The sequence below is a fragment of the Serratia sp. CY44782 genome (assembly GCF_052168715.1).
Lineage (GTDB): Bacteria > Pseudomonadota > Gammaproteobacteria > Enterobacterales > Enterobacteriaceae > Serratia > Serratia nevei.
The window spans coordinates 139,112-162,274 of record NZ_JBJNME010000008.1; the positions used below are offsets into that span (position 1 = coordinate 139,112).

Here is a 23,163-nt window from a genome sequence, read left to right on the forward strand (position 1 = left end):
TCGACTCGTTAGTCGTTACGGTAAAGAGGTCTGGCGCGCCGGTTTAAGCTCGGCGTGTGATCGCCCGGCGCAGCGCAAAAATAATAATAAAGGAATGGCTCAGACGGTAAAAAATAAATTCAGCCGACATATTTTGACATGCTGAAAAATAAATAATGAGGCAGGATGCCCGGGCTATCGGTAATAACCCCGCTCTCCCAAAGAATAATCGATAGGCGGCGTTTGAGAGCCGCCTTGAGGCTAGTGCGCCATTTGAGGCGCCGATCGTTATCACGTTATACTTTGGCCCGTTGCCGGGCGCGACGTTATCCGGCGTTATTTTGATCGCGCCCATGATTTTTCCCGCCGACGCGGGCGTATGATGGTCGTCGGCACAGATCAAGTTAATTTTATAAAATCAGTGAGTTATTGCTATGCAGTGCGGCAATGACGCAGAAGGACGTTTATCGACATGCAAAAAATGACCAACGCGGTACAGAATTACGCCTGGGGCAGCCACGATGCGCTGACCCGTCTTTACGGCATCGCCAACCCCGATAATCAGCCGATGGCCGAACTGTGGATGGGCGCCCATCCCAAGAGCCCTTCCCGCGTGCCAGGCGCCGATGGCGCACTGCGTTCGCTGCGCGAGCTGATCGATGAGGACCAGCCAAAGCAGCTGGGCGCCGACGTTGCCAACCGCTTTGGCGAGTTGCCGTTCCTGTTTAAAGTGCTGTGCGCCGATCAACCGTTGTCGATCCAGGTTCACCCGAGCAAAGCAGCGGCCGAGGTCGGTTTCGCGAAAGAGAACGCCGCCGGCATCCCGCTAAGCGCCGCCGAACGCAATTACAAAGATCCCAATCACAAACCCGAGCTGGTCTTCGCCCTGACGCCGTTCCTGGCGATGAACGGCTTTCGCGAATTGGCCGATATCGTTTCCCTGCTGCAGCCGATCGCCGGCGCGCACCACGATATCGCCACCTTCCTGCAGCAGCCGGACACCGCGCATCTGTCCACCCTGTTCGCCAGCCTGTTGACCATGAGCGGCGAGCAAAAGTCGCTGGCGCTCGGCGTGTTGAAAGCCGCGCTCAACAACCAGCAGGGCGAACCCTGGGATACCGTGCGCTTTATCGCCGGCTTCTACCCGGAAGACAGCGGCCTGTTCTCACCGCTGCTGCTGAACGTGGTGCAGCTCGCGCCGGGCGAGGCGATGTTCCTGTATGCCGAAACGCCGCACGCCTACCTGAAAGGCGTGGCGCTGGAGGTGATGGCCAACTCGGATAACGTGCTGCGCGCGGGGCTGACACCAAAGTTCATCGACGTGCCTGAGCTGCTGGCCAACCTGCAGTTCCGCCCTCAGCCGGCGTCCGGCCTGCTGACTCAGCCGGAACAACGCGGCAACGAGCTGTTCTTCCCGATCCCGGTGGAGGATTTCGCCTTCTCGCTGCACGATTTGACCGCCGCACCGCAGGCGCTGGCGCAGCGAAGCGCCGCCATCGTGTTCTGCGTCGCAGGCGAAGCGACGCTGGAAAAATCAGGGCAGCGCCTGACGCTCAAGCCGGGCGAATCCTGCTTTATCGGGGCTTTCGAATCCCCGGTCAACGTCAGCGGCAGCGGCCGCATCGCCAGGGTTTATAACCAGCTGGCCTAACCGTTGATAAATTTCAGCAAATTGCTTGCTGAAAGCGAGAGCTACCCCCACAATTAAACGCCTGCGGGCGTTTTTTGTCGGCCCCTATTTGCCCCTCCCGCGCAACGGAGGGTGATAAGAAAAAAGGATGAAACAGAGCTATGAAAAAATCGTTAGTCGCTGTCAGCGTCATTGTGGTTCTTGGCGCAGCATGGACCGGGGCATCCTGGTACACCGGGAAACTGATCGAGCAGCACATGGGCGAAGTCGTCGACAACGCCAACGGCCAGCTGAAAGCCTACCTGCCGAAAGCCGGCGTCAAGCTGAGCTATGAAAATTACCAGCGCGGCCTGTTCAGCAGTAAAGTGCGTTATGTGCTGCGTTCCGACGGCACGGATACCAGTGAAAACGCGGCGCTGAAAGCCGGTGAAGAAGTGGCGTTCCTGGAAACCATCGATCACGGCCCGTTCCCCTTCGCCCAGCTGAAAAAATTCAATCTGCTGCCGAGCATGGCGTCGGTGCATACCGAGCTGGAAAATACCCCGGCGGTGAAGGGCCTGTTTGACACCACCAAAGGCAAATCGCTGTTTACCGCCGATTCGCGCATCTCTTACAGCGGGGACACCTCGTCCGCCATCGATATCATCCCGCTAGACTACCAAAAAGATAAGTCTTCGCTGAAATTCAGCGGCGCCACCATTAACGCCGACGTGTCCAGCGATCTGAAAAAATTCGTGCTGGACGCCAATAGCGACAATATCGTGTTCGCCAGCCCGAACGAATTCGGTCAAAACGAGCAGATCACCTTCCAGGGCTTCAACCTGAAAGGTAACAGCAACGAGAGCAAGTTCGGCGTGAAGCTCGGCGATCAGACGATGACGCTGAAGCAGTTCAAACTGACGATCGACGGTAAAGATACCGTGGCGTTGGACGGTTTCAACCTGGTAAGCAAGTTCGGCGAGCAAGGCAGCAGCAACATCGGCGGCCAGATCGACTACACCATGGACGCGCTCAAGGTGCAGGGCAACGACTTCGGCGCCGGCAAGCTGGCGCTGAAAATCGACAACGTCGACGGCAAAGCGCTGAAGGACTTCGCCGACAGCTACAACCGCCAGACCATGGCGCTGCTGCAACAGGGCGAGAACCTGGATCCGGCCGTGTATGAGCAGCAAAACGCCGAACTGCTGCAAAAGAACCTGCCGCTGCTGCTGAAAGGCAACCCAAGCCTTAGCATCGCACCGCTGAGCTGGAAAAACAGCAAGGGCGAGAGCACCTTCACGCTGGATCTGGCGCTGACCGATCCGAGCAAGGCCGCCTCCCCGGCACAATCGCCGGATCAGCTGATCGCGCAGGCGGTTAAAAAGCTGGATATCAACCTGACCATTCCGGAAGCGATGGCCACCGAAGTGACCGCGAAAACCGCGCTGTTGCAGGGTTACAACGAGGAAGACGCGCAGAAACTGGCACAGCAGCAAGTACAGGGCCTGGCGGCCATGGGCCAGATGTTCAAGCTGACCACCCAGAAAGACGGCGTGATCGCGAGCACGTTCCACTATGCCGACAACCAGGTTGACCTCAACGGCAACAAGATGTCGCTGCAGGAGTTCATCGGTCAGTTCGCCATGTTGGGCGCCCCGGCGGAAGACGGTGAACCGGCGCAGGAAGCGGAACCCGCTCCGGCACCGGCGCAGTAATCGCCTGAAGGTCTGATCAAAGGCCCCCTGCGGGGCCCTTTTTACTTACCCACCTCCGCTGCGTAAACCGCATCGCGGATCTGCTGCGGATAGCGGCCGCACATGCCTTCAAACGCGGTATTGGTCAGTATCACCACGCTCAGCTGCGCCTGTGGATCAAAGAACCAGCTGTGGCCGTAAACGCCGCCCCAGGTCAGCGTGCCGGCATGCTGCGGCGTCTGCGCCGCTTCTGCGTCCACCAGCAGCGCCCCGCCAAAGCCGAATCCCCAGCCCGGCCCTTGCGTTTGCGCCTGCGCGCCCACGTGCGGGCTGCGCAGCAACGCCACCGTGTCCGGCTGCAAAATGCCCTGCCCGCCGCTGCGTAATGCCTCCACCAGCCGCAGCACATCGTCGGCATCGCCGACCATGCCCGCGCCGCCGGAAGGATAGGCCCCGGCGTTGAGCGCCCGCGCGGGTGAAAACAGCACCTCGCCCCCCGCCATCCCCTCCGGCAGCGCCACCCGCAGGCCTTCATGCATGCATTGCGGCCCTTGCGGGGTGTTGTAATACGGCGTCGCCAGGTTCGCGGCGTCCGTCGCATGGAACGCGGTATTGCCGAGCCCCAGCGGCTGCGCCACCCATTCGACAAACATCTGCGGCAGCGGCATGCCCGTCACCCGTTCCAGCACCGCGCCAAGCACGTCGATCGCCAGCGAATAGTTGAAGCGCTCCCCCGGCGCCGACAGCAACGGCGCCTGCGCCAACAGCCGCAGGTTTTGCTCCAGCGTCAGCGTCGACAGCTCCACGCCGTCCTGGATCCCCAGCTGATGATAAACGCCCGCCGGCGGTTGGTTCAGCCGATAATCCAGCCCCGCGGTATGGCTCAGCAAATGACGAATCTTGATCGTCGGGCGCCTGCCGTCGGCAAGCGCCGGGGTAAACCACGGCAGCCAGTCGCTGACCGCGTCGTCCAGGCTCAGCTTGCCTTGTTCAATCAGGCGCAGCGCCGCCAGCGTGGTATAGGGTTTGGAGACCGACGACAGCCGGAACTGCGTTTCTCGCCGCATCGGCCGCCGCGCTTCGCGATCGGCATAGCCGGCCGCCCCGGCGTAACAAATCTCGCCCTGCCGCGCCACCAGCACCACGCTGCCCACGATGCGCCCTTCGGCCATCGCCTGTTGATCGATCGCCGCGATCCGTTCTGTTAACGCCCGTTGTTCTGTCGACATGATTTTCATCTCACTAATGGAAAGTAAAATCAGTCTAAAAGGTTCGTCATAAATTAAAATAAGGCATAATTTAATGAATCATTAAGCACAGGTTATTGATAGATGAGTTCACTCCTGCAGCTGCTGCCCTATTTCGAAGCCGTGGCACGCCTGGGCAACTTTACCCGCGCGGCCAGCCAGCTCGGCGTCACGCCGCCGGCGGTGTCGCAAAACATTCAGGCGCTGGAGAATCAGCTGGGAGTGCGGCTATTTCACCGCACCAGCCGCTCGGTGCGTCTCAGCGACGAGGGCCGGTTGTTCTATCAGAAGGTGTCGCCGGCGATGAGCCAGATCGACGTGGCGGCGGACGACGTGCGCGCCCTGGGCGCACAGCCGGCGGGCCTGCTGCGCATCACGCTGCCGCAGCTGGCCGCCTCGCTGCTGGTGATGCCGCACCTGGCGGAATTTCAACGGCGCTATCCCGAAGTGCAGCTGGAGCTGTTTACCGAAGACCGCTTTTCCGATCTGGTGCTGGGCAGTTTCGATGCCGGCATTCGCATGCACGCCATGCTGCAAAAAGACATGATCGCCGTGCCGATCGATAACGGCCAGCGCCGGGTGCTGGTCGCTTCGCCTGACTATCTGGCGCGCTGCGGCGCACCGGCCACGCCGGACGATCTGCCTGCTCACCACTGCCTGCGCTACCGTTTCCCCGGCAGCGGCAAACTGGAACCCTGGTATTTCAGCCTGGGCGACGATGAACGCGCGCTGGACGTCAGCGGCAGTTTGATTTTTAACGAAGATAGGCTGATCAAGGATGCGGCGTTGGCGGGGCTGGGTATCGCACAGCGTTTTCAGGGCACGGTGTTGCAGGAGCTGGCACAGGGGCAACTGGTGGAAGTGCTGCCGGGTTACGCCAGCGAAGCGTCGGGATTTTTCATCTACTTCCCCGCCAGCAAGCATTTGCCGCTCAAACTGCGCGCCTTTATCGATTTCATGCGCGAGCGGCGTGAACGGCAGCATCGGTGGTAGGGGCGCCCCGCTGGCGCCCCTGATTGTCAGCGCTTCTCCAGCGCCTGGATGATGTGGTAAGTCGCCTCGACGCGATCGTCGTTCGGGAACCACTTGTTGGCCAGCATCACCACGGCGATATTCTTCGCCGGGATAAACACCGCGTAGGTGGAGAAACCGCCGGTGGAGCCGGTTTTGTTATACCAGCCGGCGCGCAGTTCCGGCTGCGGCGGCGTGATGGCGGTGGCCGGCGTGCCGTTCATGATCATCCCGGCGTTGTTGCCTTCAATCAAGCGCGACAGTTTCACCGGATACGGGTAGTTCTCCCACATCAGATCCTGCGTGAACGCGCCCGCCTTGTAATAACCGACGTGCGTCGCGGCCAGCGCGTCGCGCCATGGCTGCGCCACCTTAACCTGCTGCAGGTTGGCGTCCAGATAGCGAATCAGATCGCGGGCGTTGGACTTGATGCCGTAAGACTCGGCGTCCAGCGGGCCAGGATTGACCCGCACCGGCTTATCGTCCTTGCTGTAACCCTGCGCATAGTTGGCCATCTGCGCCGCCGGCACCTGCACGTAGGTGTGGCTCATGCCCAACGCCGGCAGCATCCCCTGTTCCATCGCCTGGATAAACGGCTGGTCGAGGCTCTTGGCGGCGATCATGCCCAGCATGCCGATGCCGAGGTTGGAATAGACGCGGTAGCTGCCCGCCGGGTGTTTCGGCTGCCAGGCCCGGTAGTAGGCCATCAGCTGGACGTTGTTGGTCACGTCGTCCGGCACGAACAGCGGCAGGCCGGAGGTATGCGTCGCCAGATTCAGCAGGCTGACGCCGTCGAAGGCGCTGCCGCGCAGCTCGGGCAGGTAGTGACTGGCCGGGTCTTTAAACGACAGTTTGCCCTGCTGCTGCGCATAGACCGCCAGCGTCGCGGTGAAGGTTTTGCTCAGCGAGCCCACTTCAAACAGCGTCTGCTCGGTGATCGGTTTACCGGTCTGCTTCGAGGCGACGCCATACGGATAAATCTGCTGTTTGCCGTCGACCGACACGGCGATCGCCATGCCCGGCACGCCGTATTTTTTCATCAGCGGCTGAATAACGGCGTCGATATCCTGCTGCTGTGCGGCGTGCGCGGTCGGCAGGATCAGTGCGGCGATCAGCGCGGCCGCCAGGCGGTTCATTTTCGTCATGATAGAAGCTCTTAGGTTGCAGGGCATCGGCCGCGGCCAAAAGTTTTTATTGGCGTTATATACGGCGCTTTCCCTGATTGATGATGTCATTCCTTTACGGCTGCCGTGACACTCTGAGCAGCCGCGCCAAATATCGGATTTTGCCGCCGGGTTGACAAGCGATAATAATTTCAGCCAGCATAAAGAAAAACTTATGGCTATCGACAATGCGCAATCGACTTCCCCTCAACGCCCTGCGGGCGTTCGAATCCTCCGCTCGTCACCTGAACTTCACCCGCGCCGGTCTGGAGCTGCGCGTCACCCAGGCCGCCGTCAGCCAGCAGGTGCGCATGCTGGAAGAACAGCTGGGCATTCAGCTGTTCCGCCGCCTGCCGCGCGGGCTGGATCTGACCGAAGAGGGCCAGGCGCTGCTGCCGGTGTTGAGCGACGCCTTCGACCGCATCGAGGCGGTGCTGCAGCAGTTCGAAGGCGGGCATTTCCACGAGGTGCTGACGGTGGCGGTGGTCGGCACCTTCGCCGTCGGCTGGCTGATGCCGCGGCTGGCGGCGTTCCGCACGGCGCATCCGTTTATCGATCTGCGGGTGCTCACCCACAACAACCTGGTCAATTTGTCGGCCGACGGCATGGATTTCGCCATCCGCTTCGGCGAAGGGCTCTGGCCCGCCACCTGCAATATCAAGCTGTTCGACGCGCCGCTGACGGTGCTCTGCCCGCCGGCGGTCGCCGCGCGCCTGCGCACGCCGCAGGATCTGCAGCACGAGCAGCTGATGCGCACCTACCGCAAGGATGAATGGGAGCGCTGGTTCGCGGCGGCACAGGTGACGCCGTGGCGGATCAACGGCCCGGTGTTCGACTCGTCAAGGCTGATGGTGGAAGGCGCTATCCAGTGCGACGGCGTGGCGCTGGCGCCGGTCAGCATGTTCCGCCGCGAACTGGCCGCCGGCGCGCTGCAGCGGCCGTTTGCCGCCGAGGCCGCGCTCGGCGCCTATTGGCTGACCCATTTGAAATCGCGGGATCTGACGCCGGCGATGAAAACCTTTATCGGCTGGATCCGCCGGGAGGCGGAAGAGGAACAGCGGCAGGGCTAGGCGGAACCGCGCCGGATCAGCGTCGGCGGCAGAATGACGTTCTGCGCCGGCAGGTCGGCGTCACCGATGCGCTGCAGCAGGCGCGCGGCGGCACTGCGCCCCACTTCCCGCGCCGAGCTGGAGACGAAGGTCAGCGGCGGCTCGGTCAGTTCGGCTTCCGGCACGTCACCGAAGCCGATCAGCGCCACCTGCCGCCCGTAGTAGGCGTCTACCCCGTCCGAACCGATGCTGCGGCCGCTGCGCGCCAGGCCAAAATAGGCGCCGAGCGCCACCGACGCCTTGTGGCAGACGATGGCGGTAATGTTCGGATAATGGTGCAGCAGTTGCTCCGCCGCTTCCGCCGCCTGGCGCTGCCGGCAATCGCACTCGACGATCCATTCACTGCGAAACGGCAGGCCGTACTGCACCAGCGTGGCGCAAAAGCCGCCCAGCCGCTCGGCGCGCGTCAATGAATCGCTCTGGCCGCCGAGGTAGGCGATTTGGCTGTGGCCGCGCTTGATCAAAAATTCGGTGGCCAGCTTGGCAGCCTGCATGTTGTCCGGCCGCACCACGTCCACGCCATCGAGGCCGCTGGAGCGCGCCACGCAGACCAGCGGTACGCCCTGCTCGGCCGCCTTCTCCTTCAGGCCCGCCGCCGCGCGAATGCCGCCCGCCAGCACGATGCCGTCGACGCCCTGCGCCAGCAGCGCGTCAAACGCCCGCTGCAAGCCCTGGCCGTCGCGCCCGCTCTGCGTCAAAAACAGCAGCTTGTCGTGCGCCTCCAGCGCTTCGCTCAGCCCGGCGGTCATTTCGGCATAGAAGGGTTCGCAGATGTCGCGCAGAATAAGGCCAATCACTCCGGACTCCCCGCCGCGCAGCGTCGCCGCCTGGCGATTGCGCACGTAGCCCAGCTGCTCTATCGCCTGATTGACCTTCTCGACGGTGGTCGGCGAAATGCGCCCCTTGCCGCTCAACACCAGGGAAACCGTGGTGACCGACACGCCCGCCTGCTGCGCCACATCGGTGATGGTGATTTTTTTGATGCTCATAGTCTCTGCGAACCCGTTCCTGGGCAACCCGCCGTAATGATCAAGGGTATACCGAATCCGTTAGCTCAGTAAAACGTTTTACTGCCTGCCGCATTGTCGCCAAAAACCGGGCGGCAGATTTGTGATTGGCGGCGCATTTTTGCTAGGTAAAACGTTTTATCTTCTTTTTACCTAATCATAAGTCCCCTTTTTGCTCGTCTTTTCGCCAGGAGAAGTCGGTTATGTCAGCAGCCAACAAACCAAAAATCACCCTCTGGGAGTTCTTCCAGAGCCTGGGTAAAACCTTCATGTTGCCCGTCGCCTTGCTCTCTTTCTGCGGCATCATGCTGGGGATCGGCAGCTCGCTGAGCAGCCGCGACGTGATCACCCTGATGCCGTTTATCGGCCACCCGATCTTCCAGCTGATCTTTACCTGGATGAGCAAGGTAGGTTCCTTCGCCTTCAGCTTCCTGCCGGTGATGTTCGCCATCGCCATTCCGCTGGGCATGGCGCGTGAGAACAAGGGCGTCGCCGCCTTCTCCGGCTTCGTCGGCTTCGCCGTGCTGAATCTGGGCACCAATTTCTACCTGACCGCCGCCGGCGTGCTGCCCACCAGCGATCCGCTGGTGCTGAAAGCCAACAACATCCAGAACATTCTCGGCATTCAGTCGATCGATACCGGCATCCTCGGCGCGGTGATCGTCGGCATCATCGTCTATCGTCTGCATGAACGTTTCCACACCATCCGCCTGCCGGACGCGCTGGCGTTCTTCGGCGGCACGCGCTTCGTGCCGATCGTCACCACCGTGGTGCTGGGCCTGTGCGGCCTGGTGATCCCGCTGATCTGGCCGTGGTTCGCCGCCGGCATCACCGGGCTGGGCTGGGTGATCAACAGCGCCGGCGCCTTTGGCCCGATGCTGTTCGGCACCGGCGAACGCTTGCTGCTGCCGTTCGGCCTGCAGCACATTCTGGTGGCGCTGATCCGCTTTACCGAGGCGGGCGGCACGATGGAAGTGTGCGGCCACAGCGTCAGCGGCGCCCTGACCATCTTCCAGGCGCAGCTCTCCTGCCCAACCACCACCGGCTTCGCCGAGAGCGCCACTCGCTTCCTGTCGCAGGGTAAAATGCCGGCGTTCCTCGGCGGGCTGCCGGGCGCGGCGCTGGCGATGTATCACTGCGCCAAACCTGAGAACCGCCATAAAATCAAAGGGCTGTTGATTTCCGGCGTGGTGGCCTGCGTGGTCGGCGGCACCACCGAGCCGATCGAGTTCCTGTTCCTGTTCGTCGCGCCGTTCCTCTACCTGATCCACGCGTTGCTCACCGGGTTGGGCTTTACCGTGATGGCGCTGCTGGGCGTGACCATCGGCAATACCGACGGCAATATCATCGACTTCGTGGTGTTCGGCATTCTGCACGGCACCGCCACCAAGTGGTATCTGGTGCCGGTGGTGGCCGCCGTCTGGTTCGTCGGCTATTACGCCATTTTCCGCTTCGCCATCCAGCGCTTTAACATCAAAACGCCGGGCCGCGAAAGCGACAGCGCCGTCAGCCAGAGCGCGCCGGCCGGCGCGGTGGGCAAATCCGGCTACAACGTGCCGGCGATTTTGGCGGCGCTCGGCGGCCCGGACAACATCATCACGCTGGACAACTGCATCACCCGCCTGCGCCTGTCGGTCAACGACATGAGCCGGGTGGACGACGCGGCGCTGAAGGCCAACCGCGCCATCGGCGTGGTGCATCTCAACGAGCATAATCTGCAGGTGGTGATCGGCCCACAGGTGCAATCGGTGAAGGATGAATTAGACTCACTGATAGCCACGGCGCAACCTGCCGCGGCGCTGCAGGGAGCCACCCATGTTTGATTTCTCCACCCCGATCGACCGCCACGGTACCTGGTGCACCCAGTGGGACTATATCGCCGATCGCTTCGGCAGCGCCGATCTGCTGCCGTTCACCATCTCCGATATGGATTTCGCCACCGCACCATGCATTCTCGAGGCGTTGCAGCAGCGCCTGCAGCACGGCGTGCTGGGCTACAGCCGCTGGCAGCACGAGGATTTTCTCGGCGCGCTGCGCCACTGGTATCAGCAACGTTTCAACGCCGCCATCGACACCGCAACGGCGGTGTACGGCCCTTCCGTTATCTACATGGCGGCGCAGCTGATCCGCCAATGGTCCGTACCGGGCGACTACGTGGTGACCCATACTCCGGCCTACGACGCCTTCTACAAGGTGATCCTCGCCAACCAACGCCAGCTGTTGGCCTGCCCGCTGCAAAAAGCCGGCGACGACTGGCGCTGCGACATGGCGCACCTTGAGGCCTTGCTGGCGCGGCCACAGACCAAGATCCTGCTGCTGTGCAGCCCGCATAACCCCACCGGCAAAGTGTGGCGCCGCGACGAGCTGCAGCAGATGGCCGAACTGTGCGAGCGCCACGACGTGCGCGTCATCAGCGATGAGATCCACATGGACATGGTCTGGGGGGAACACCGCCATACGCCGTGGAGCCAGGTGGCGACCGGCAGCTGGGCCCTGCTGACCTCCGGCTCCAAGAGTTTCAATATCCCGGCGCTGACCGGCGCCTACGGCTTCATCAGCGACGACGCCAGCCGCGAAGCCTACTTCCAGCAGCTCAAAGCCCGCGACGGCCTCTCCTCGCCGGCGGTGCTGGCGGTCGCCGCGCACGTGGCCGCCTATCGCCACGGCGAACCCTGGTTGGATTCCCTGCGCGACTATCTGCAGGATAATCTGACCTACGTCGCCGAGCGGTTGGAGCAGGCGTTTCCGGCGCTGGGCTGGCGCCCGCCGCAGGCCACCTACCTGGCCTGGATCGATCTGCGGCCGTTGGCCGTTGACGATCGGGCGCTGCAGCAGGTGCTGATCGAGCGCGAAAAGGTGGCGATCATGCCGGGCTTTACCTACGGCGAGGAAGGCCGCGGGTTCCTGCGCCTCAACGTCGGCTGCCCGCGCAGCAAGCTGGAGGCCGGCATGGACAAGCTGATCGCCGGATTGCGGTTGGTGCTGGGCGAGTAATAGCGCGAGGGGGCGAGCCTCTGCTCGCCCCTCGATTACCCCTGAACAGTCGGAATGTCCTCCAGGCGGTGATAGACCGTCAGGCCCCACTCGTTGGCCAACCGCACGTCGTTATCGGCTCCCGCAGACGCCCCTTCGATGCGATACACCGCCTGACACTGCGCAATCAGCCGATGCGCCACCGGGTAAAGAAACGCCTCGCTCACCGCATCGCCAACCTGAGTGGAACCCGCCGCCGCCGCCAAAGGCAGCGCCAGCCATTCGCCGATCACCGGCACGTGCCCCCGCTGGTAAACCGCCAGCGCCGCCTGTTCCAGGCGCGCCAGATTGGCGCCGATACGCTGCGGATCGCCATCGGTGCCGCTGCGGTAGGGGCCGGCGATCAGGATTTGTTGGGCTTTCATCGTTCTTCCTCCAATGTCCGGTTCAAGGCGACAAACTGCAGCAGCATGATGGTCTTGGCGTCAACGATCGTGCCCTGGCGAACCGCCTGCAGGGCTTGCGCCAGCGGCAGCTCGAGCACCTCCAGATCTTCCCCCTCCGCCGCCACCCCGCCGCCCTCGTTGATACGGTCGCCCGCCTGATATTCGCCGACGAAAAAGTGCAGCTTCTCGGTGACCGAGCCTGGGCTCATGTAGGCTTCGAACACCTTTTCCACGCTCTGCACGAAATAGCCGGTTTCCTCTTCCGCTTCGGCGCGGATGCGCGCCTCCGGCGACGCGTTGTCCAGCAAGCCGGCGGCGGCCTCAATCAACATGCCGTCATGGCCGTTGACGAAGACCGGAAAACGGAACTGGCGCGTCAGGATCACCGTTTGCGCCTGCCGGTTGAACAGCAAAATCACCGCGCCGTCGCCGCGATCGTAGGTCTCACGGCTTTGTCGCTGCCAAACGCCATCGCGCCGCAGAAAATCAAAGGTGGTTTTTTTCAGCAGGTACCAGTCATCGGACAACACCCGGGTTTCGACAATGCGAACCCTGTCTTTGGTGGCTATCATCGGTTTACTCCGCCAGAGGAAGGAAATTGATACTATCGTGCAGCTTCGTGTATGATCAAGATATTTCGTGCAAAGCAAATTTGAGAGGAAAATGGCCATGTTGACCAGCCAGCGCAAGAAGATCATCCTGGAAAAACTGGCCCAGGACGGCCAGGTGTTGGCCAAGCAGCTCAGCGAAATGTTTGGGTTGTCAGAAGATACTATCCGGCGCGATCTGCGCGAACTGGACGCCGAGGGGTTGCTGCAGCGGGTACATGGCGGCGCCCTGCCGGTTTCCTCTGCCATTGCCAGCTTCGCCGAGCGCAATCAGTTGGAATCCGGTGCCAAGCGCGCGATCGCTAAAGCCGCAGCGGCGCTGATCGCCCCCGGCCAGGTAGTGATTATCGACGGTGGCACCACCTCTGCAGAACTGGTCCGGCAGCTGCCGCTCAACCTGAACGCCACCATCGTCACCCACAGCCCCAGCGTCGCCGTGGGCCTGGTCGATCACCCCACGGTGGAGGTGATCCTGATCGGCGGCCGGCTGTACAAGCATTCGATCGTCAGCGTCGGCGCCGCCGCGGTGGAGGCGATGTCGCATATTCGCGCCGATCTCTATTTTATGGGCGTGACCGGCGTGCACCCCACTGCAGGGCTGAGCACCGGCGATCTGGAAGAGGCCTACATCAAGCGGGCGCTGGCGGCCCGCGCGGCGGAAACCGTGGTGCTGGCTTCCGCCGCCAAGCTTAACGCCGCCTCGCAGTATGCGATCGGTGACATTACGCTGGCGCATACCATCATCGTTGAACGCGCCACCGACGACGCATTGATCGCGCCGTTGCAGCAGGCGGGCGTCAGCGTGTTGAAAGCCTGATTCACGGCGATAATGCGACATACCTCGCATTATTTGTGATTCACATCACTTTTTTATGCAACGAGATGGCAAGTTTCATTCATTTGTTTTTATACTGTTCTGCACTTTACCTACGATAAATTAGCGAGTGCCCAGCATGATCGATCCCCGCCTACCGCTTACCGACATTCACCGCCATCTTGACGGCAACATCCGCGCGCAGACCATTCTCGACCTCGGTCGCCAGTTCAATCTCGCCCTGCCGGCCAATGATTTGGAGAGCCTGCGTCCGCACGTGCAGATCACCCATGCCGAACCGGATCTGGTCAGCTTCCTGCAGAAACTGGACTGGGGCGTAGCGGTGCTGGGCGATCTGGACGCCTGCCGCCGGGTGGCCTACGAAAACGTCGAAGACGCCGCCAACGCCGGTCTGCACTACGCCGAGCTGCGTTTTTCCCCTTACTACATGGCGATGAAGCACCAACTGCCGGTCGCCGGTGTAGTGGAAGCGGTGATCGACGGGATCCGTTCGGGCTGCCGCGATCGCGACATCGACATTCGCCTGATCGGCATCATGAGCCGCACCTTTGGCGAGGCCGCCTGTCTGCAGGAATTGGAAGGGTTGCTGGCGCACCGCGACGGCATCACCGCGCTGGATTTGGCGGGCGATGAGCTGGGCTTCCCCGGCAGCCTGTTCCTCAACCACTTCAACCGCGCGCGCGACGCCGGCCTGCGCATCACCGTGCACGCAGGCGAAGCCGCTGGCCCGGAAAGCATCTGGCAGGCGATCCGCGAGCTGGGCGCCGAGCGTATCGGCCACGGGGTGAAAGCGGTCGAAGATCCGGCGCTGATGGACTTCCTGGCGGAACACGGCATCGGCATCGAGTCCTGCCTGACCTCCAACATCCAGACCAGCACCGTGCCTTCGCTGGCGCAGCATCCGCTGGCCACCTTCCTGCGCCACGGCGTGCTGGCATCGATCAACACCGACGATCCGGCGGTTCAGGGCATCGAGATCGAGCACGAATACCGCGTCGCCGCACCGCAGGCCGGGCTGACGCCGGAGGAAATCCGCACCGCACAGGAAAACGGCCTGAAACTGGCCTTCCTCAGCGAGCAGGAAAAACAGGCGCTGCGCGCCAAAGTTCAGGGTTAAATCTCCCCAAGGCGCCAAACGGCGCCTTCTTCTCACCCCCCATTTTCTTCCGCCTGCTCGTCTTTATCGCTGTTTTCACCCATAGCTCTGCCGCAAGAGAGGAATTCCGTATGTCTGACAAACTACGCCGCATCGTGCTGACCGGCGGCCCGGGTTCGGGCAAAAGCACGCTCATCGACGTTCTTCATCGCCGAGGTTACCCGCATTCGCAGGAGGCGGGCCGGGCGATTATTCAGGATCAGGTGAGTATTGGCGGCAATGCGCTGCCATGGGGCGATCGCCAGGCTTTCGCCGAGCGGATGCTGGATTGGGAACTGCGCTCATGGTGGGAAGCGACGGGCGCAACGTGCTGGTTCTTCGATCGCGGCCTGCCGGATATCGCCGGTTACCTGACGCTGTGCGGGTTGCCGGTCCCCGCCCCCTTAACCGCGGCGATCGACACTTTTCGCTATGCCGATACGGTGTTCATCGCCCCGCCGTGGCGAGCGATCTACGCGCAGGACAGCGAGAGAAAACAATCTTTCGCCGAAGCCGAGCAGACCTACCAAGCGATGCTGGCCGTCTACCGCCGATCGGGTTATCGGCTGCAGGAACTGCCGCGCGCCTCACCCGACGAGCGCGCCGACTTTCTGCTCGACGCGCTGGGCTGCCATTAGCGGCCTGCGGTCTATTTGGCCACCAGCGCCTCCGCCTCGGCCCGCTGTTTGGCGGTTTTACGCGCATAGCGCTGCGCCAGCACCGCGCACACCATCAGCTGCACCTGGTGGAAAATCATCAGCGGCAGCACCATGGCGCCCACCGCTGCAGCCGGGAACAGCACGTTGGCCATCGGGATGCCGTTCGCCAGGCTCTTTTTCGAGCCGCAGAAAACGATGGTGATCTCATCGGCGGTATTGAAGCCCAGCCAGCGCGCCGCATAGGTGTTGATCACCAACACCACCGTCAGCAGCACCAGCGACATCACCAGGATGGTCAGCAGCGACCAGCCGTCGATACGGTGCCAAATCCCTTCCACCACCGCCGCGCTGAACGCGGTGTACACCACCAGCAGGATCGACGAGCGGTCGGTCAGGTTGATCAGCTTGCGATGGCGATCGACCCACTTGCCGATCAGCGGCCGCGCCAGATGGCCAATCACGAACGGCACCATCAGCTGCAGAATGATTGAACCGATGGCGTGCAGCACGTCGGTGTTGCCGCCCTGGGTATGCATCAACGCCCCCACCAGCAGCGGCGACAGGAACACGCCGAGAATGCTCGACGCCGAGGCGCTGCAGATCGCCGCCGCCACGTTACCGCCCGCCGCCGAGGTAAAGGCGATGGCCGATTGCACCGTGGCCGGCAGCGCGCACAGGTAGAGGAAGCCGAGATAGACCGTCGGCGTCATGATGCCCGGCACCAGCAGGTTCATCGCCAGCCCAAGCAGCGGGAACAGCGCAAAGGTGCTGAGGAACACCAGCAGATGCAGCTTCCAGTGGCTCATGCCGGCGACGATCGCCTCGCGCGACAGCTTGGCGCCGTGCATAAAGAACAGCAGCGCGATGGCGGCGGTGGTCAGGTGTTCAAAGAAGGTTTTCCAGATGCCTTCGCAGGGGAACAGCGAGGCGACGATCACCACCAAAATCAGAACCAGCAAAAATTTATCAATGCGCAAACGCTGCAACCAGGACATGAAACGGATTTCCTTGCACGTAAAGTCGTAAAAAGGCCCGACGTTGCGCCGGGCCACTGGAGAAACGGGCGGTATCAGGCCACCGGCAGCGCCTGCTGCAGCCGGGCCGACTCCAGCCCCAGTTCGATCAATGCCATCACCGCAATGGCGTCGGCGGCCGACACCGGGTTTTCGCCGATGCCGGCGATCGCGTCGCGCACCGCGGCGTAATAAGCCGGGTAGTTGCCGGGAATGTTGAGCAGCGGTTGCTCCGCCAGCAGATCGCCACGTGACAGCGTCACCACGCCGTCGCGCATGTCATAGCCCCAATCGGCCTGCGGCAGGCGCTCGCCGGCCTTCAGCCGGTCTTCCTGCGGGTCCAGGCCGCATTTGACATAGCTGCCGCGGGTGCCGTGCACCACGTAGCGCGGGCTCTCCGCCGCCGCCAGCATGCTGGCGTGCAGCACCACGCGACGATTGCCATAGCTCAGCAGCGCGTGGAAATAATCCACCGCCTGCGCGCCCGGCCGCAGCTCCCCCAGATCGACGAACAGCCGGTCGGGCTTGCCGAATAACTGCAGCGCCTGATCGAGCAGATGCGGCCCTAAATCGTACCAGATTCCGCTGCCGACGCCGCCTTGTTCGCGCCAGCGCTGGCGCACCTGCGGCCGGTAGCGATCAAAATGCGACTCGAAATAGACCACCTCGCCCAGCGCGCCCTCATTCAGCAGCGCTTTCAGGGTAAGGAAGTCGCTGTCCCAGCGGCGGTTGTGAAATACCGACAGCAGCAAACCGCTCTGCTGCGCCTGCTGTTGCAGCGCCTGCGTTTGTGACAATGTCACGGTAAACGGTTTATCCACCACCACATGCTTGCCGGCGGCCAGCGCCTGCTGCGCCAGCGGGAAATGGGTATCGTTGGGGGTAGGAATCACAATCAGATCGAGGGCCGGATCGGCGAACAGCGCCTGCGCATCGCCCACCACCGCCATCGACGGCCAGTCGGCGTGCACTTTGCCGGCATCGCTGCTGGCGACGGCGGCCAGCTCGAGCCCCGGCGTACCGGCGATCAGCGGCGCATGAAAGGTTTTGCCGGCGTAGCCGTAACCGACCAGCCCGACACGAATTTTTTCAGCCATGGGATTTCCTCTTGCAGGCTCACGACAGACCTTTCGATTTGACACCATGCGGCCGGATGGAACAAGAAGTAAATGAGATGTTAATTTGAAGCGGGCTCAATACGGCGTCGAGTAGCCAAACGTGCTGCCACGCGCCGTGATGCCGAGCTATCCGGTTGATAGAGATGACGAAGCCGGTATTACCCGCTAAGCTATGCCGCCTGTGATCCCCGTTTCAATCAGGAAGCCTTTATGTCTCAAGCTGAATACTCTCGTATCGGCGGTTGGTTGCTGGCCCCGATGGCCTATCTGATCGTCACCCTGCTCAGCGCCAGCCTGATGCTGCTCCTGTACGCCATGGCGATCTTTATGCCCGAGTCGCGCGACTACCTGCTGACCAACGCCCAGGCGTTTACCCTGCAATGGTACTTTTCGGTGCTGACCACGCTCTTGATGTGGTGCTTCACCCTGTGGCTGCTGTGGCTGTTTTGCCAGCGCTCGCAGCGCTTCCCCAAGCTGTTCTTGCTGTGGCTGCTGATCACGGTGATCCTGGCGGTGAAAGCCTTCGCCTTCGCGCCGGTGCCGGATGAAGTGGCGGTACGCAGCCTCGGCTGGCCGCTGCTGATGGCGGCGTTGCTGGTGCCTTATATCAAGCGCTCGCAGCGGGTCAAAGGGACCTTTACCGAACGTTAAAGGCGGTTGCAGCACGTTTTATTGGGTGGTTTGTGTAAATTTTCACCAAAAAAGGCAATACCCCTGCGATTCATATGTTGTCGTCCGGCCGCCGATTCCCGATAATAGGCGGCTTTTATTTTTTTAGGCATCGCAATGACCGAATACCTGCTCCTGTTTGTCGGCACCGTACTGGTGAACAACTTCGTTCTGGTGAAGTTTCTTGGCCTGTGCCCGTTCCTCGGCGTTTCCAAGAAGCTGGAAAGCGCCATCGGCATGGGAATGGCCACTACCTTCGTCATGACGCTGGCCTCCGTCAGCGCCTGGGTGATCAACACCTTTATTCTGGTTCCGCTGGATCTGGTGTATCTGCGCACGCTTTCCTTCATTCTGGTGATCGCCGTCGTCGTGCAGTTCACCGAGATGGTGGTGCGCAAGACCAGCCCGGCGCTCTACCGCCTGCTGGGCATCTTCCTGCCGTTGATCACCACCAACTGCGCGGTGCTGGGCGTAGCGTTGCTTAACGTCAACCTCGGCTACAACTTCTTGCAGTCCGCCGTTTACGGCTTTAGCGCCGCCGCCGGTTTCTCGCTGGTCATGGTGCTGTTCGCCGCCATTCGCGAACGCCTGGCGGTCGCCGACGTGCCGGCGCCGTTCCGCGGCTCCTCGATCGCGCTGATCACCGCCGGGCTGATGTCGCTGGCCTTTATGGGCTTTACCGGGCTGGTGAAATTCTAATGACTGCGTTGTGGATAGCTATCGCGGCTTTAAGCGCGCTCGGCCTGCTGTTCGGACTGGTGCTGGGCTACGCCGCGCGCCGTTTTGAGGTGGAAGAGGATCCGGTCGCCGAGCAGGTCGACGCGATCCTGCCGCAAAGCCAGTGCGGCCAGTGCGGCTACCCCGGTTGCCGCCCCTACGCCGAGGCGGTGGCCAACGGCGAGATGATCAACAAATGCGCGCCGGGAGGCGAACAGGTGATGCTGAAACTGGCGGAGCTGCTCAACGTCGAGCCGCAGCCGCTGGGCAGCGAAGCCGCCGCCGAGCCGGAGCGTAAGGTGGCCTATATCGACGAGGCCAACTGTATCGGCTGCACCAAGTGCATTCAGGCCTGCCCGGTGGACGCCATCGTCGGCGCCACCCGCGCCATGCACACCGTCATCACCGACCTCTGCACCGGCTGCGATCTGTGCGTCGCCCCGTGCCCTACCGACTGTATTGAAATGAGACCGGTCGCCACCACCACCGCCAACTGGAAGTGGGACATGAAGACGATCCCGGTGCAAGTGATCCACGTGGAGCAACATGCTTAATCTGTTCGCCGCCTTTAAAAAAGACCGGATCTGGGATTTCGACGGCGGGATCCATCCACCGGAAATGAAAACGCAGTCCAGCGGTGCGCCGCTGCGTGTCGCTCCCCTGCCCAAGACCTTTATCATTCCGCTGCAGCAGCATCTGGGGCCGGAAGGCGAGCTGTGCGTCAACGCCGGCGATCGGGTGTTGAAAGGTCAGCCGCTGACCGTCGGCCGTGGCCGCACCGTGCCGGTACACGCCCCAACCTCGGGCACCGTCAGCGCCATCACGCCACACATCACCGCTCACCCTTCCGGGCTGACGGAACTGTGCGTGATTATCGAGGCGGACGGGGAAGACCGCTGGTGCGAGCGCGAGCCGGTGGCGGACTACCGCCAGGCGCCCGCCGCAGAGCTGATTCAACGTATTCACCAGGCCGGCATCGCCGGTCTGGGCGGCGCCGGTTTCCCGACCGCCAGCAAACTGCAGGGCGGCATGAGCGGCGTGGAAACGCTGATCCTCAACGCCGCCGAGTGCGAGCCTTACATCACCGCCGACGATCGCCTGATGCAGGAGCATGCCGACCAGATCATCGAAGGCACGCAGATCCTGCAACATATTCTGCAACCCAAGGTCACGCTGCTCGGCATCGAAGACAACAAACCGGAGGCGATCGCGGCGCTGAAGCAGGCGCTGCGCGGCCAGTCCGGCATTGGGCTGCGCGTTATCCCCACCAAATACCCGTCCGGCGGCGCCAAGCAGCTGACCAAGATCCTGACCGGCAAGGAAGTGCCGCACGGCAAGCACTCCTCCGCCATCGGGGTGCTGATGCAGAACGTCGGCACCGCCTTCGCCATCAAACGAGCGATCGTCGACGGCGAACCGCTGATTGAGCGCGTGGTGACCCTGACCGGCGAGGCGATCGAGCGCCCGGGCAACCTGTGGGCGCGCATCGGCACACCGGTGCAGCACCTGCTCGACTTCGCCGGTTTCCGCCCGCAGGCACAGCAGATGGTGGTCATGGGCGGCCCGCTGATGGGCTTCACCCTGCCCGCGCTGAATGTACCGATCGTCAAGATCAGCAACTGCATTCTGGCGCCGACGGTCGATGAAATGACGCCGCAGGAGCCGGAGCAGTCCTGCATCCGCTGCGGCCTGTGCGTAGACGCTTGCCCTGCCGGGCTGCTGCCGCAGCAGCTGTACTGGTTCAGCCGCGGACAAGAGCACGACAAGGCGCGCAACCATAACCTGTTCGACTGCATCGAATGCGGCGCCTGCGCGTTCGTCTGCCCCAGCAACATCCCGCTGGTGCAGTACTACCGCCAGGAAAAGGCCGAGATCAAGGCTATCGATCTGGAAGCGGCGCGCAACGCCGAGGCCAAGGCGCGTTACGAAGCCAAACTGGCCCGTCTGGAGCGCGAGAAGCTGGCGCGCGAAGAGCGGCACAAAAAAGCCGCCGTCAAACTGACTGACGACGATCAGGGCGCGGTGCAGGCCGCGTTGGCGCGCGTGCGCAGCAAAAATGCCGAAGCGGCGGTCACGCCGGTCGACGGCGAGCAGCCGGATAACAGCGAGATGATCGCCGCCCGCGAAGCGCGTAAAGCGCAGGCGCGCGAACGCCGCGCCCAGCTGGCGGCCGAGGCGGAAACAGAAACACCATCGGCAACCTCCGGCGACGACGCGCGTAAAGCCGCCGTGGCCGCGGCGCTGGCCCGCGTGAAAGCGCGCAAAGAAGCGCCGGCCGCAGATGGCACTGCTCCTGCCGTAGCAGAGGACGATCCGCGTAAGGCGGCGGTCGCTGCCGCCCTGGCGCGCGTCAAAGCCAAAAAAGCAGAGCAGCAGGCGGACGCTCCTGCTCCAGCGGAAACGGCGCCGGCAACCGCCGAGCAAGACCCGCGTAAGGCAGCGGTGGCTGCCGCTCTGGCGCGTGTAAAGGCCAAGAAAGCGGCGCAGCAGGCGGACGCTCCTGCTCCAGCGGAAACGGCGCCGGCAACCACTGAGGAAGACCCGCGCAAGGCCGCGGTGGCAGCGGCTATCGCGCGCGCTAAAGCCAAGAAAGCGGCGCAGCAGGCGGACGCCCCTGCACCGGCGGAAACAACGCCGGCAATCGCCGAGGAAGACCCGCGCAAGGCCGCGGTGGCAGCGGCTATCGCGCGCGCTAAAGCCAAGAAAGCGGCGCAGCAGGCGGACGCCCCTGCACCGGCGGAAACAACGCCGGCAACCGCCGAGGAAGACCCGCGCAAGGCGGCGGTGGCAGCGGCTATCGCGCGCGCCAAAGCCAAGAAAGCGGCGCAGCAGGCGGACGCCCCTGCACCGGCGGAAACAACGCCGGCAACCGCCGAGGAAGATCCGCGCAAGGCGGCGGTGGCAGCGGCTATCGCGCGCGCCAAAGCCAAGAAAGCCGCCAGAGAATCGCTGGCGGCCGAAACGGAAGAAAAATGATCGATAGCGGCGCCGGGCTTACGCCGGGCGCCGTTTAATCGATAGAGATCAGGTAGGTGTAATCCACCTCAATCTGACGCAGTTTAGATTCCGGATTCCACTCTTTGGTTTGAATGATCTCCATTTCCATACTGCCGCGCACCTCATCCTTCAGCCCTGGCATCACATGCGACATCAGGTACCCGAAAAACTGCAGACACTCTTTCGCCGTGCCCTTATGGTTGATGGAGATAAACTCGCGGCTCGGCAGATGGAAGGTGTCTATCTGATGGTTGGAAAGAATATTCTTTTTGTGTTCAGGATCGACCGCCATCACCAGCGTGGATGACAGCTCGTCGCCTTCCCCGGCATGGGGGGAATAGATGCTGTAAATCCGCCGGCAGTCGACGTGCAGTCCCTTGAAGAAGTCGTTGAAAATCTCGTCCTTCATCGCCATGCAGGAAGAGTACTCCAGCTCCTGCTCGGAGGCGAAATCCAGCCGGCGCGTGAAGCCGACCAGTTGCATCTCGGGCAGCGTCAGCCGCTTCACCTCCGGATAATAACCGGCGCCGTAGCTGGCTTCGAAGTTAAAGCGCGGCATCAGGTTTTTCACGTCCCAGTGCTCCATCGCGCGGTAGCGATTGGGGGTGATGTTGAAGCGCTGCTTGAACATGCGGGTAAAGGTCTGCTGCGAGTCGAAGCCCAGCTCATCGGAAATGTCGATGATCGAGCGACGGGTGATGCGCAGCGCCACCGCGGCGCGCGTCAGGATGCGCGAACGGATATAGGTGGCGAGTTGAATGCCGGTAATACGCTTGAATTTACGCTGCAGATGCCACTTGGAATAGCCCGAAATACGCGCGACTTCATCCAGGTTTGGCCGTTTCTCCAGATGTATCTCCACCCACTCAATTAGCTCTTCAATAAAAAAAATGTCTTCATTTGTCATTATTATGGATTCACTAACTCAATAATGTCGCGATAGTAACCTACACAGATTATGTGAAAGTTGTTATTTTGTGCGGAAATTTGGAGAAAAATCATATCTCATTCATACGGTTACCCGGTTTTTTGCGGTCGATAGCGGCACAAGTTCCACTGACAATTCCTCACGTTAGCCCATTTTTCGGCCAAAAAAAAATCAAATTGCATCACCCCGATCGCCGCGAATGCGAAAAGCTGAATACCCCTATTATTAAGGCGTATTACCCTCGCA

General features: G+C 62.1%; 22 protein-coding genes. 13 read left to right on the forward strand and 9 right to left on the reverse strand.

From position 1 onward, the window contains the following. Nucleotides 1–43: 43 nt before the first annotated feature. Nucleotides 44–334, reverse strand: coding sequence for a hypothetical protein (locus ACJ8HT_RS16645; protein WP_197653456.1), 291 nt, complete (start codon nt 332–334; stop codon nt 44–46). Between the two features lie 117 nt (nt 335–451). On the opposite strand from ACJ8HT_RS16645, the gene manA reads away from it, so the two are divergent. Then, complete coding sequence (gene manA / locus ACJ8HT_RS16650) at nt 452–1,630, forward strand: mannose-6-phosphate isomerase (protein ID WP_194571544.1); 1,179 nt, start codon at nt 452–454, stop codon at nt 1,628–1,630. Between the two features lie 140 nt (nt 1,631–1,770). Next, the gene (locus ACJ8HT_RS16655; RefSeq protein WP_194571542.1) at nt 1,771–3,303 is read left to right on the forward strand and encodes a YdgA family protein; all 1,533 of its coding nucleotides are present in this window, start codon (nt 1,771–1,773) and stop codon (nt 3,301–3,303) included. Between the two features lie 41 nt (nt 3,304–3,344). Here the strand turns inward: ACJ8HT_RS16655 and ACJ8HT_RS16660 are convergent, their stop codons facing one another. Next, entirely contained in the window at nt 3,345–4,511 is a 1,167-nt protein-coding gene (locus ACJ8HT_RS16660; RefSeq protein WP_197653455.1) for a serine hydrolase domain-containing protein, read from the reverse strand. Nucleotides 4,512–4,613: 102 nt separating this feature from the next. On the opposite strand from ACJ8HT_RS16660, the gene ACJ8HT_RS16665 reads away from it, so the two are divergent. Then, on the forward strand, nt 4,614–5,522 hold the full coding sequence (locus tag ACJ8HT_RS16665; RefSeq protein ID WP_195873666.1) for a LysR family transcriptional regulator: 909 nt from the start codon (nt 4,614–4,616) through the stop codon (nt 5,520–5,522). Between the two features lie 26 nt (nt 5,523–5,548). On the opposite strand, the gene blaSRT is transcribed toward ACJ8HT_RS16665, so the two are convergent. Further along, nucleotides 5,549–6,685 carry an SRT/SST family class C beta-lactamase gene (blaSRT, locus tag ACJ8HT_RS16670; protein WP_194571028.1) on the reverse strand — a complete coding sequence of 379 codons (1,137 nt, stop codon included), beginning with the start codon at nt 6,683–6,685 and terminating at the stop codon, nt 5,549–5,551. A 206-nt stretch (nt 6,686–6,891) separates the two neighbouring features. Here blaSRT and ACJ8HT_RS16675 point away from each other — a divergent pair, with 206 nt between their 5' ends. Further along, nucleotides 6,892–7,773, forward strand: coding sequence for a LysR family transcriptional regulator (locus ACJ8HT_RS16675; protein ID WP_049196838.1), 882 nt, complete (start codon nt 6,892–6,894; stop codon nt 7,771–7,773). Here the strand turns inward: ACJ8HT_RS16675 and ACJ8HT_RS16680 are convergent. Next, nucleotides 7,770–8,801 (reverse strand): Mal regulon transcriptional regulator MalI, encoded by a 1,032-nt coding sequence (locus ACJ8HT_RS16680; protein ID WP_195873664.1) that lies wholly within the window; start codon nt 8,799–8,801, stop codon nt 7,770–7,772. The two genes, ACJ8HT_RS16675 and ACJ8HT_RS16680, sit on opposite strands and share 4 nt — an antisense overlap. 221 nt (nt 8,802–9,022) lie before the next feature. On the opposite strand from ACJ8HT_RS16680, the gene malX reads away from it, so the two are divergent. After that, nucleotides 9,023–10,642 (forward strand): maltose/glucose-specific PTS transporter subunit IIBC, encoded by a 1,620-nt coding sequence (gene malX, locus ACJ8HT_RS16685; protein ID WP_049201912.1) that lies wholly within the window; start codon nt 9,023–9,025, stop codon nt 10,640–10,642. Beyond that, nucleotides 10,635–11,813 carry a MalY/PatB family protein gene (locus tag ACJ8HT_RS16690; RefSeq protein WP_194571250.1) on the forward strand — a complete coding sequence of 393 codons (1,179 nt, stop codon included), beginning with the start codon at nt 10,635–10,637 and terminating at the stop codon, nt 11,811–11,813. The genes malX and ACJ8HT_RS16690 overlap by 8 nt, the downstream gene beginning before the upstream one ends. Before the next feature lie 35 nt (nt 11,814–11,848). Here ACJ8HT_RS16690 and ACJ8HT_RS16695 read toward each other — a convergent pair whose 3' ends face one another. Both ACJ8HT_RS16695 and ACJ8HT_RS16700 read right to left on the reverse strand, forming a co-directional pair. Then, a complete protein-coding gene (locus ACJ8HT_RS16695; protein WP_194571248.1) occupies nt 11,849–12,217 on the reverse strand; it encodes an NUDIX hydrolase in 369 nt (122 codons plus the stop codon). Further along, nucleotides 12,214–12,810: an NUDIX domain-containing protein gene (locus ACJ8HT_RS16700; protein WP_060419136.1), complete on the reverse strand. Its 597-nt coding sequence runs from the start codon at nt 12,808–12,810 to the stop codon at nt 12,214–12,216. The genes ACJ8HT_RS16695 and ACJ8HT_RS16700 overlap by 4 nt, the downstream gene beginning before the upstream one ends. 97 nt (nt 12,811–12,907) lie before the next feature. Between ACJ8HT_RS16700 and ACJ8HT_RS16705 the strand changes: the two genes are divergently transcribed. The 3 genes from ACJ8HT_RS16705 (at nt 12,908) to ACJ8HT_RS16715 (ending at nt 15,454) form a co-directional block, all read left to right on the forward strand. Next, entirely contained in the window at nt 12,908–13,663 is a 756-nt protein-coding gene (locus ACJ8HT_RS16705) for a DeoR/GlpR family DNA-binding transcription regulator (RefSeq protein ID WP_194571246.1), read from the forward strand. Nucleotides 13,664–13,799: 136 nt separating this feature from the next. Next, nucleotides 13,800–14,798 carry an adenosine deaminase gene (add, locus tag ACJ8HT_RS16710; RefSeq protein ID WP_019455941.1) on the forward strand — a complete coding sequence of 333 codons (999 nt, stop codon included), beginning with the start codon at nt 13,800–13,802 and terminating at the stop codon, nt 14,796–14,798. A gap of 110 nt (nt 14,799–14,908) precedes the next feature. Beyond that, nucleotides 14,909–15,454, forward strand: a complete 546-nt coding sequence (locus ACJ8HT_RS16715) for an AAA family ATPase (RefSeq protein WP_194572231.1) — start codon at nt 14,909–14,911, stop codon at nt 15,452–15,454. 11 nt (nt 15,455–15,465) lie between these two features. Here the strand turns inward: ACJ8HT_RS16715 and ACJ8HT_RS16720 are convergent, their stop codons facing one another. Beyond that, the gene (locus tag ACJ8HT_RS16720; RefSeq protein ID WP_197653454.1) at nt 15,466–16,470 is read right to left on the reverse strand and encodes a bile acid:sodium symporter family protein; all 1,005 of its coding nucleotides are present in this window, start codon (nt 16,468–16,470) and stop codon (nt 15,466–15,468) included. A 74-nt stretch (nt 16,471–16,544) separates the two neighbouring features. Beyond that, on the reverse strand, nt 16,545–17,585 hold the full coding sequence (locus tag ACJ8HT_RS16725; RefSeq protein ID WP_197653453.1) for an oxidoreductase: 1,041 nt from the start codon (nt 17,583–17,585) through the stop codon (nt 16,545–16,547). A 231-nt stretch (nt 17,586–17,816) separates the two neighbouring features. Between ACJ8HT_RS16725 and ACJ8HT_RS16730 the strand changes: the two genes are divergently transcribed. The 4 genes from ACJ8HT_RS16730 to rsxC all read left to right on the forward strand — a co-directional run bounded on the left by ACJ8HT_RS16730 (nt 17,817) and on the right by rsxC (nt 21,968). After that, nucleotides 17,817–18,257: a DUF2569 domain-containing protein gene (locus ACJ8HT_RS16730; RefSeq protein ID WP_047567683.1), complete on the forward strand. Its 441-nt coding sequence runs from the start codon at nt 17,817–17,819 to the stop codon at nt 18,255–18,257. Nucleotides 18,258–18,392: 135 nt separating this feature from the next. Continuing rightward, nucleotides 18,393–18,974, forward strand: a complete 582-nt coding sequence (rsxA, locus tag ACJ8HT_RS16735; RefSeq protein ID WP_004938443.1) for an electron transport complex subunit RsxA — start codon at nt 18,393–18,395, stop codon at nt 18,972–18,974. Next, nucleotides 18,974–19,546 (forward strand): electron transport complex subunit RsxB, encoded by a 573-nt coding sequence (rsxB, locus tag ACJ8HT_RS16740; RefSeq protein ID WP_004938428.1) that lies wholly within the window; start codon nt 18,974–18,976, stop codon nt 19,544–19,546. The genes rsxA and rsxB overlap by 1 nt, the downstream gene beginning before the upstream one ends. Then, the gene (gene rsxC / locus ACJ8HT_RS16745) at nt 19,539–21,968 is read left to right on the forward strand and encodes an electron transport complex subunit RsxC (RefSeq protein ID WP_197819193.1); all 2,430 of its coding nucleotides are present in this window, start codon (nt 19,539–19,541) and stop codon (nt 21,966–21,968) included. The genes rsxB and rsxC overlap by 8 nt, the downstream gene beginning before the upstream one ends. A 34-nt stretch (nt 21,969–22,002) precedes the next feature. Here rsxC and ACJ8HT_RS16750 read toward each other — a convergent pair whose 3' ends face one another. After that, entirely contained in the window at nt 22,003–22,896 is an 894-nt protein-coding gene (locus tag ACJ8HT_RS16750; protein ID WP_194572229.1) for a helix-turn-helix domain-containing protein, read from the reverse strand. Nucleotides 22,897–23,163: the final 267 nt, after the last annotated feature.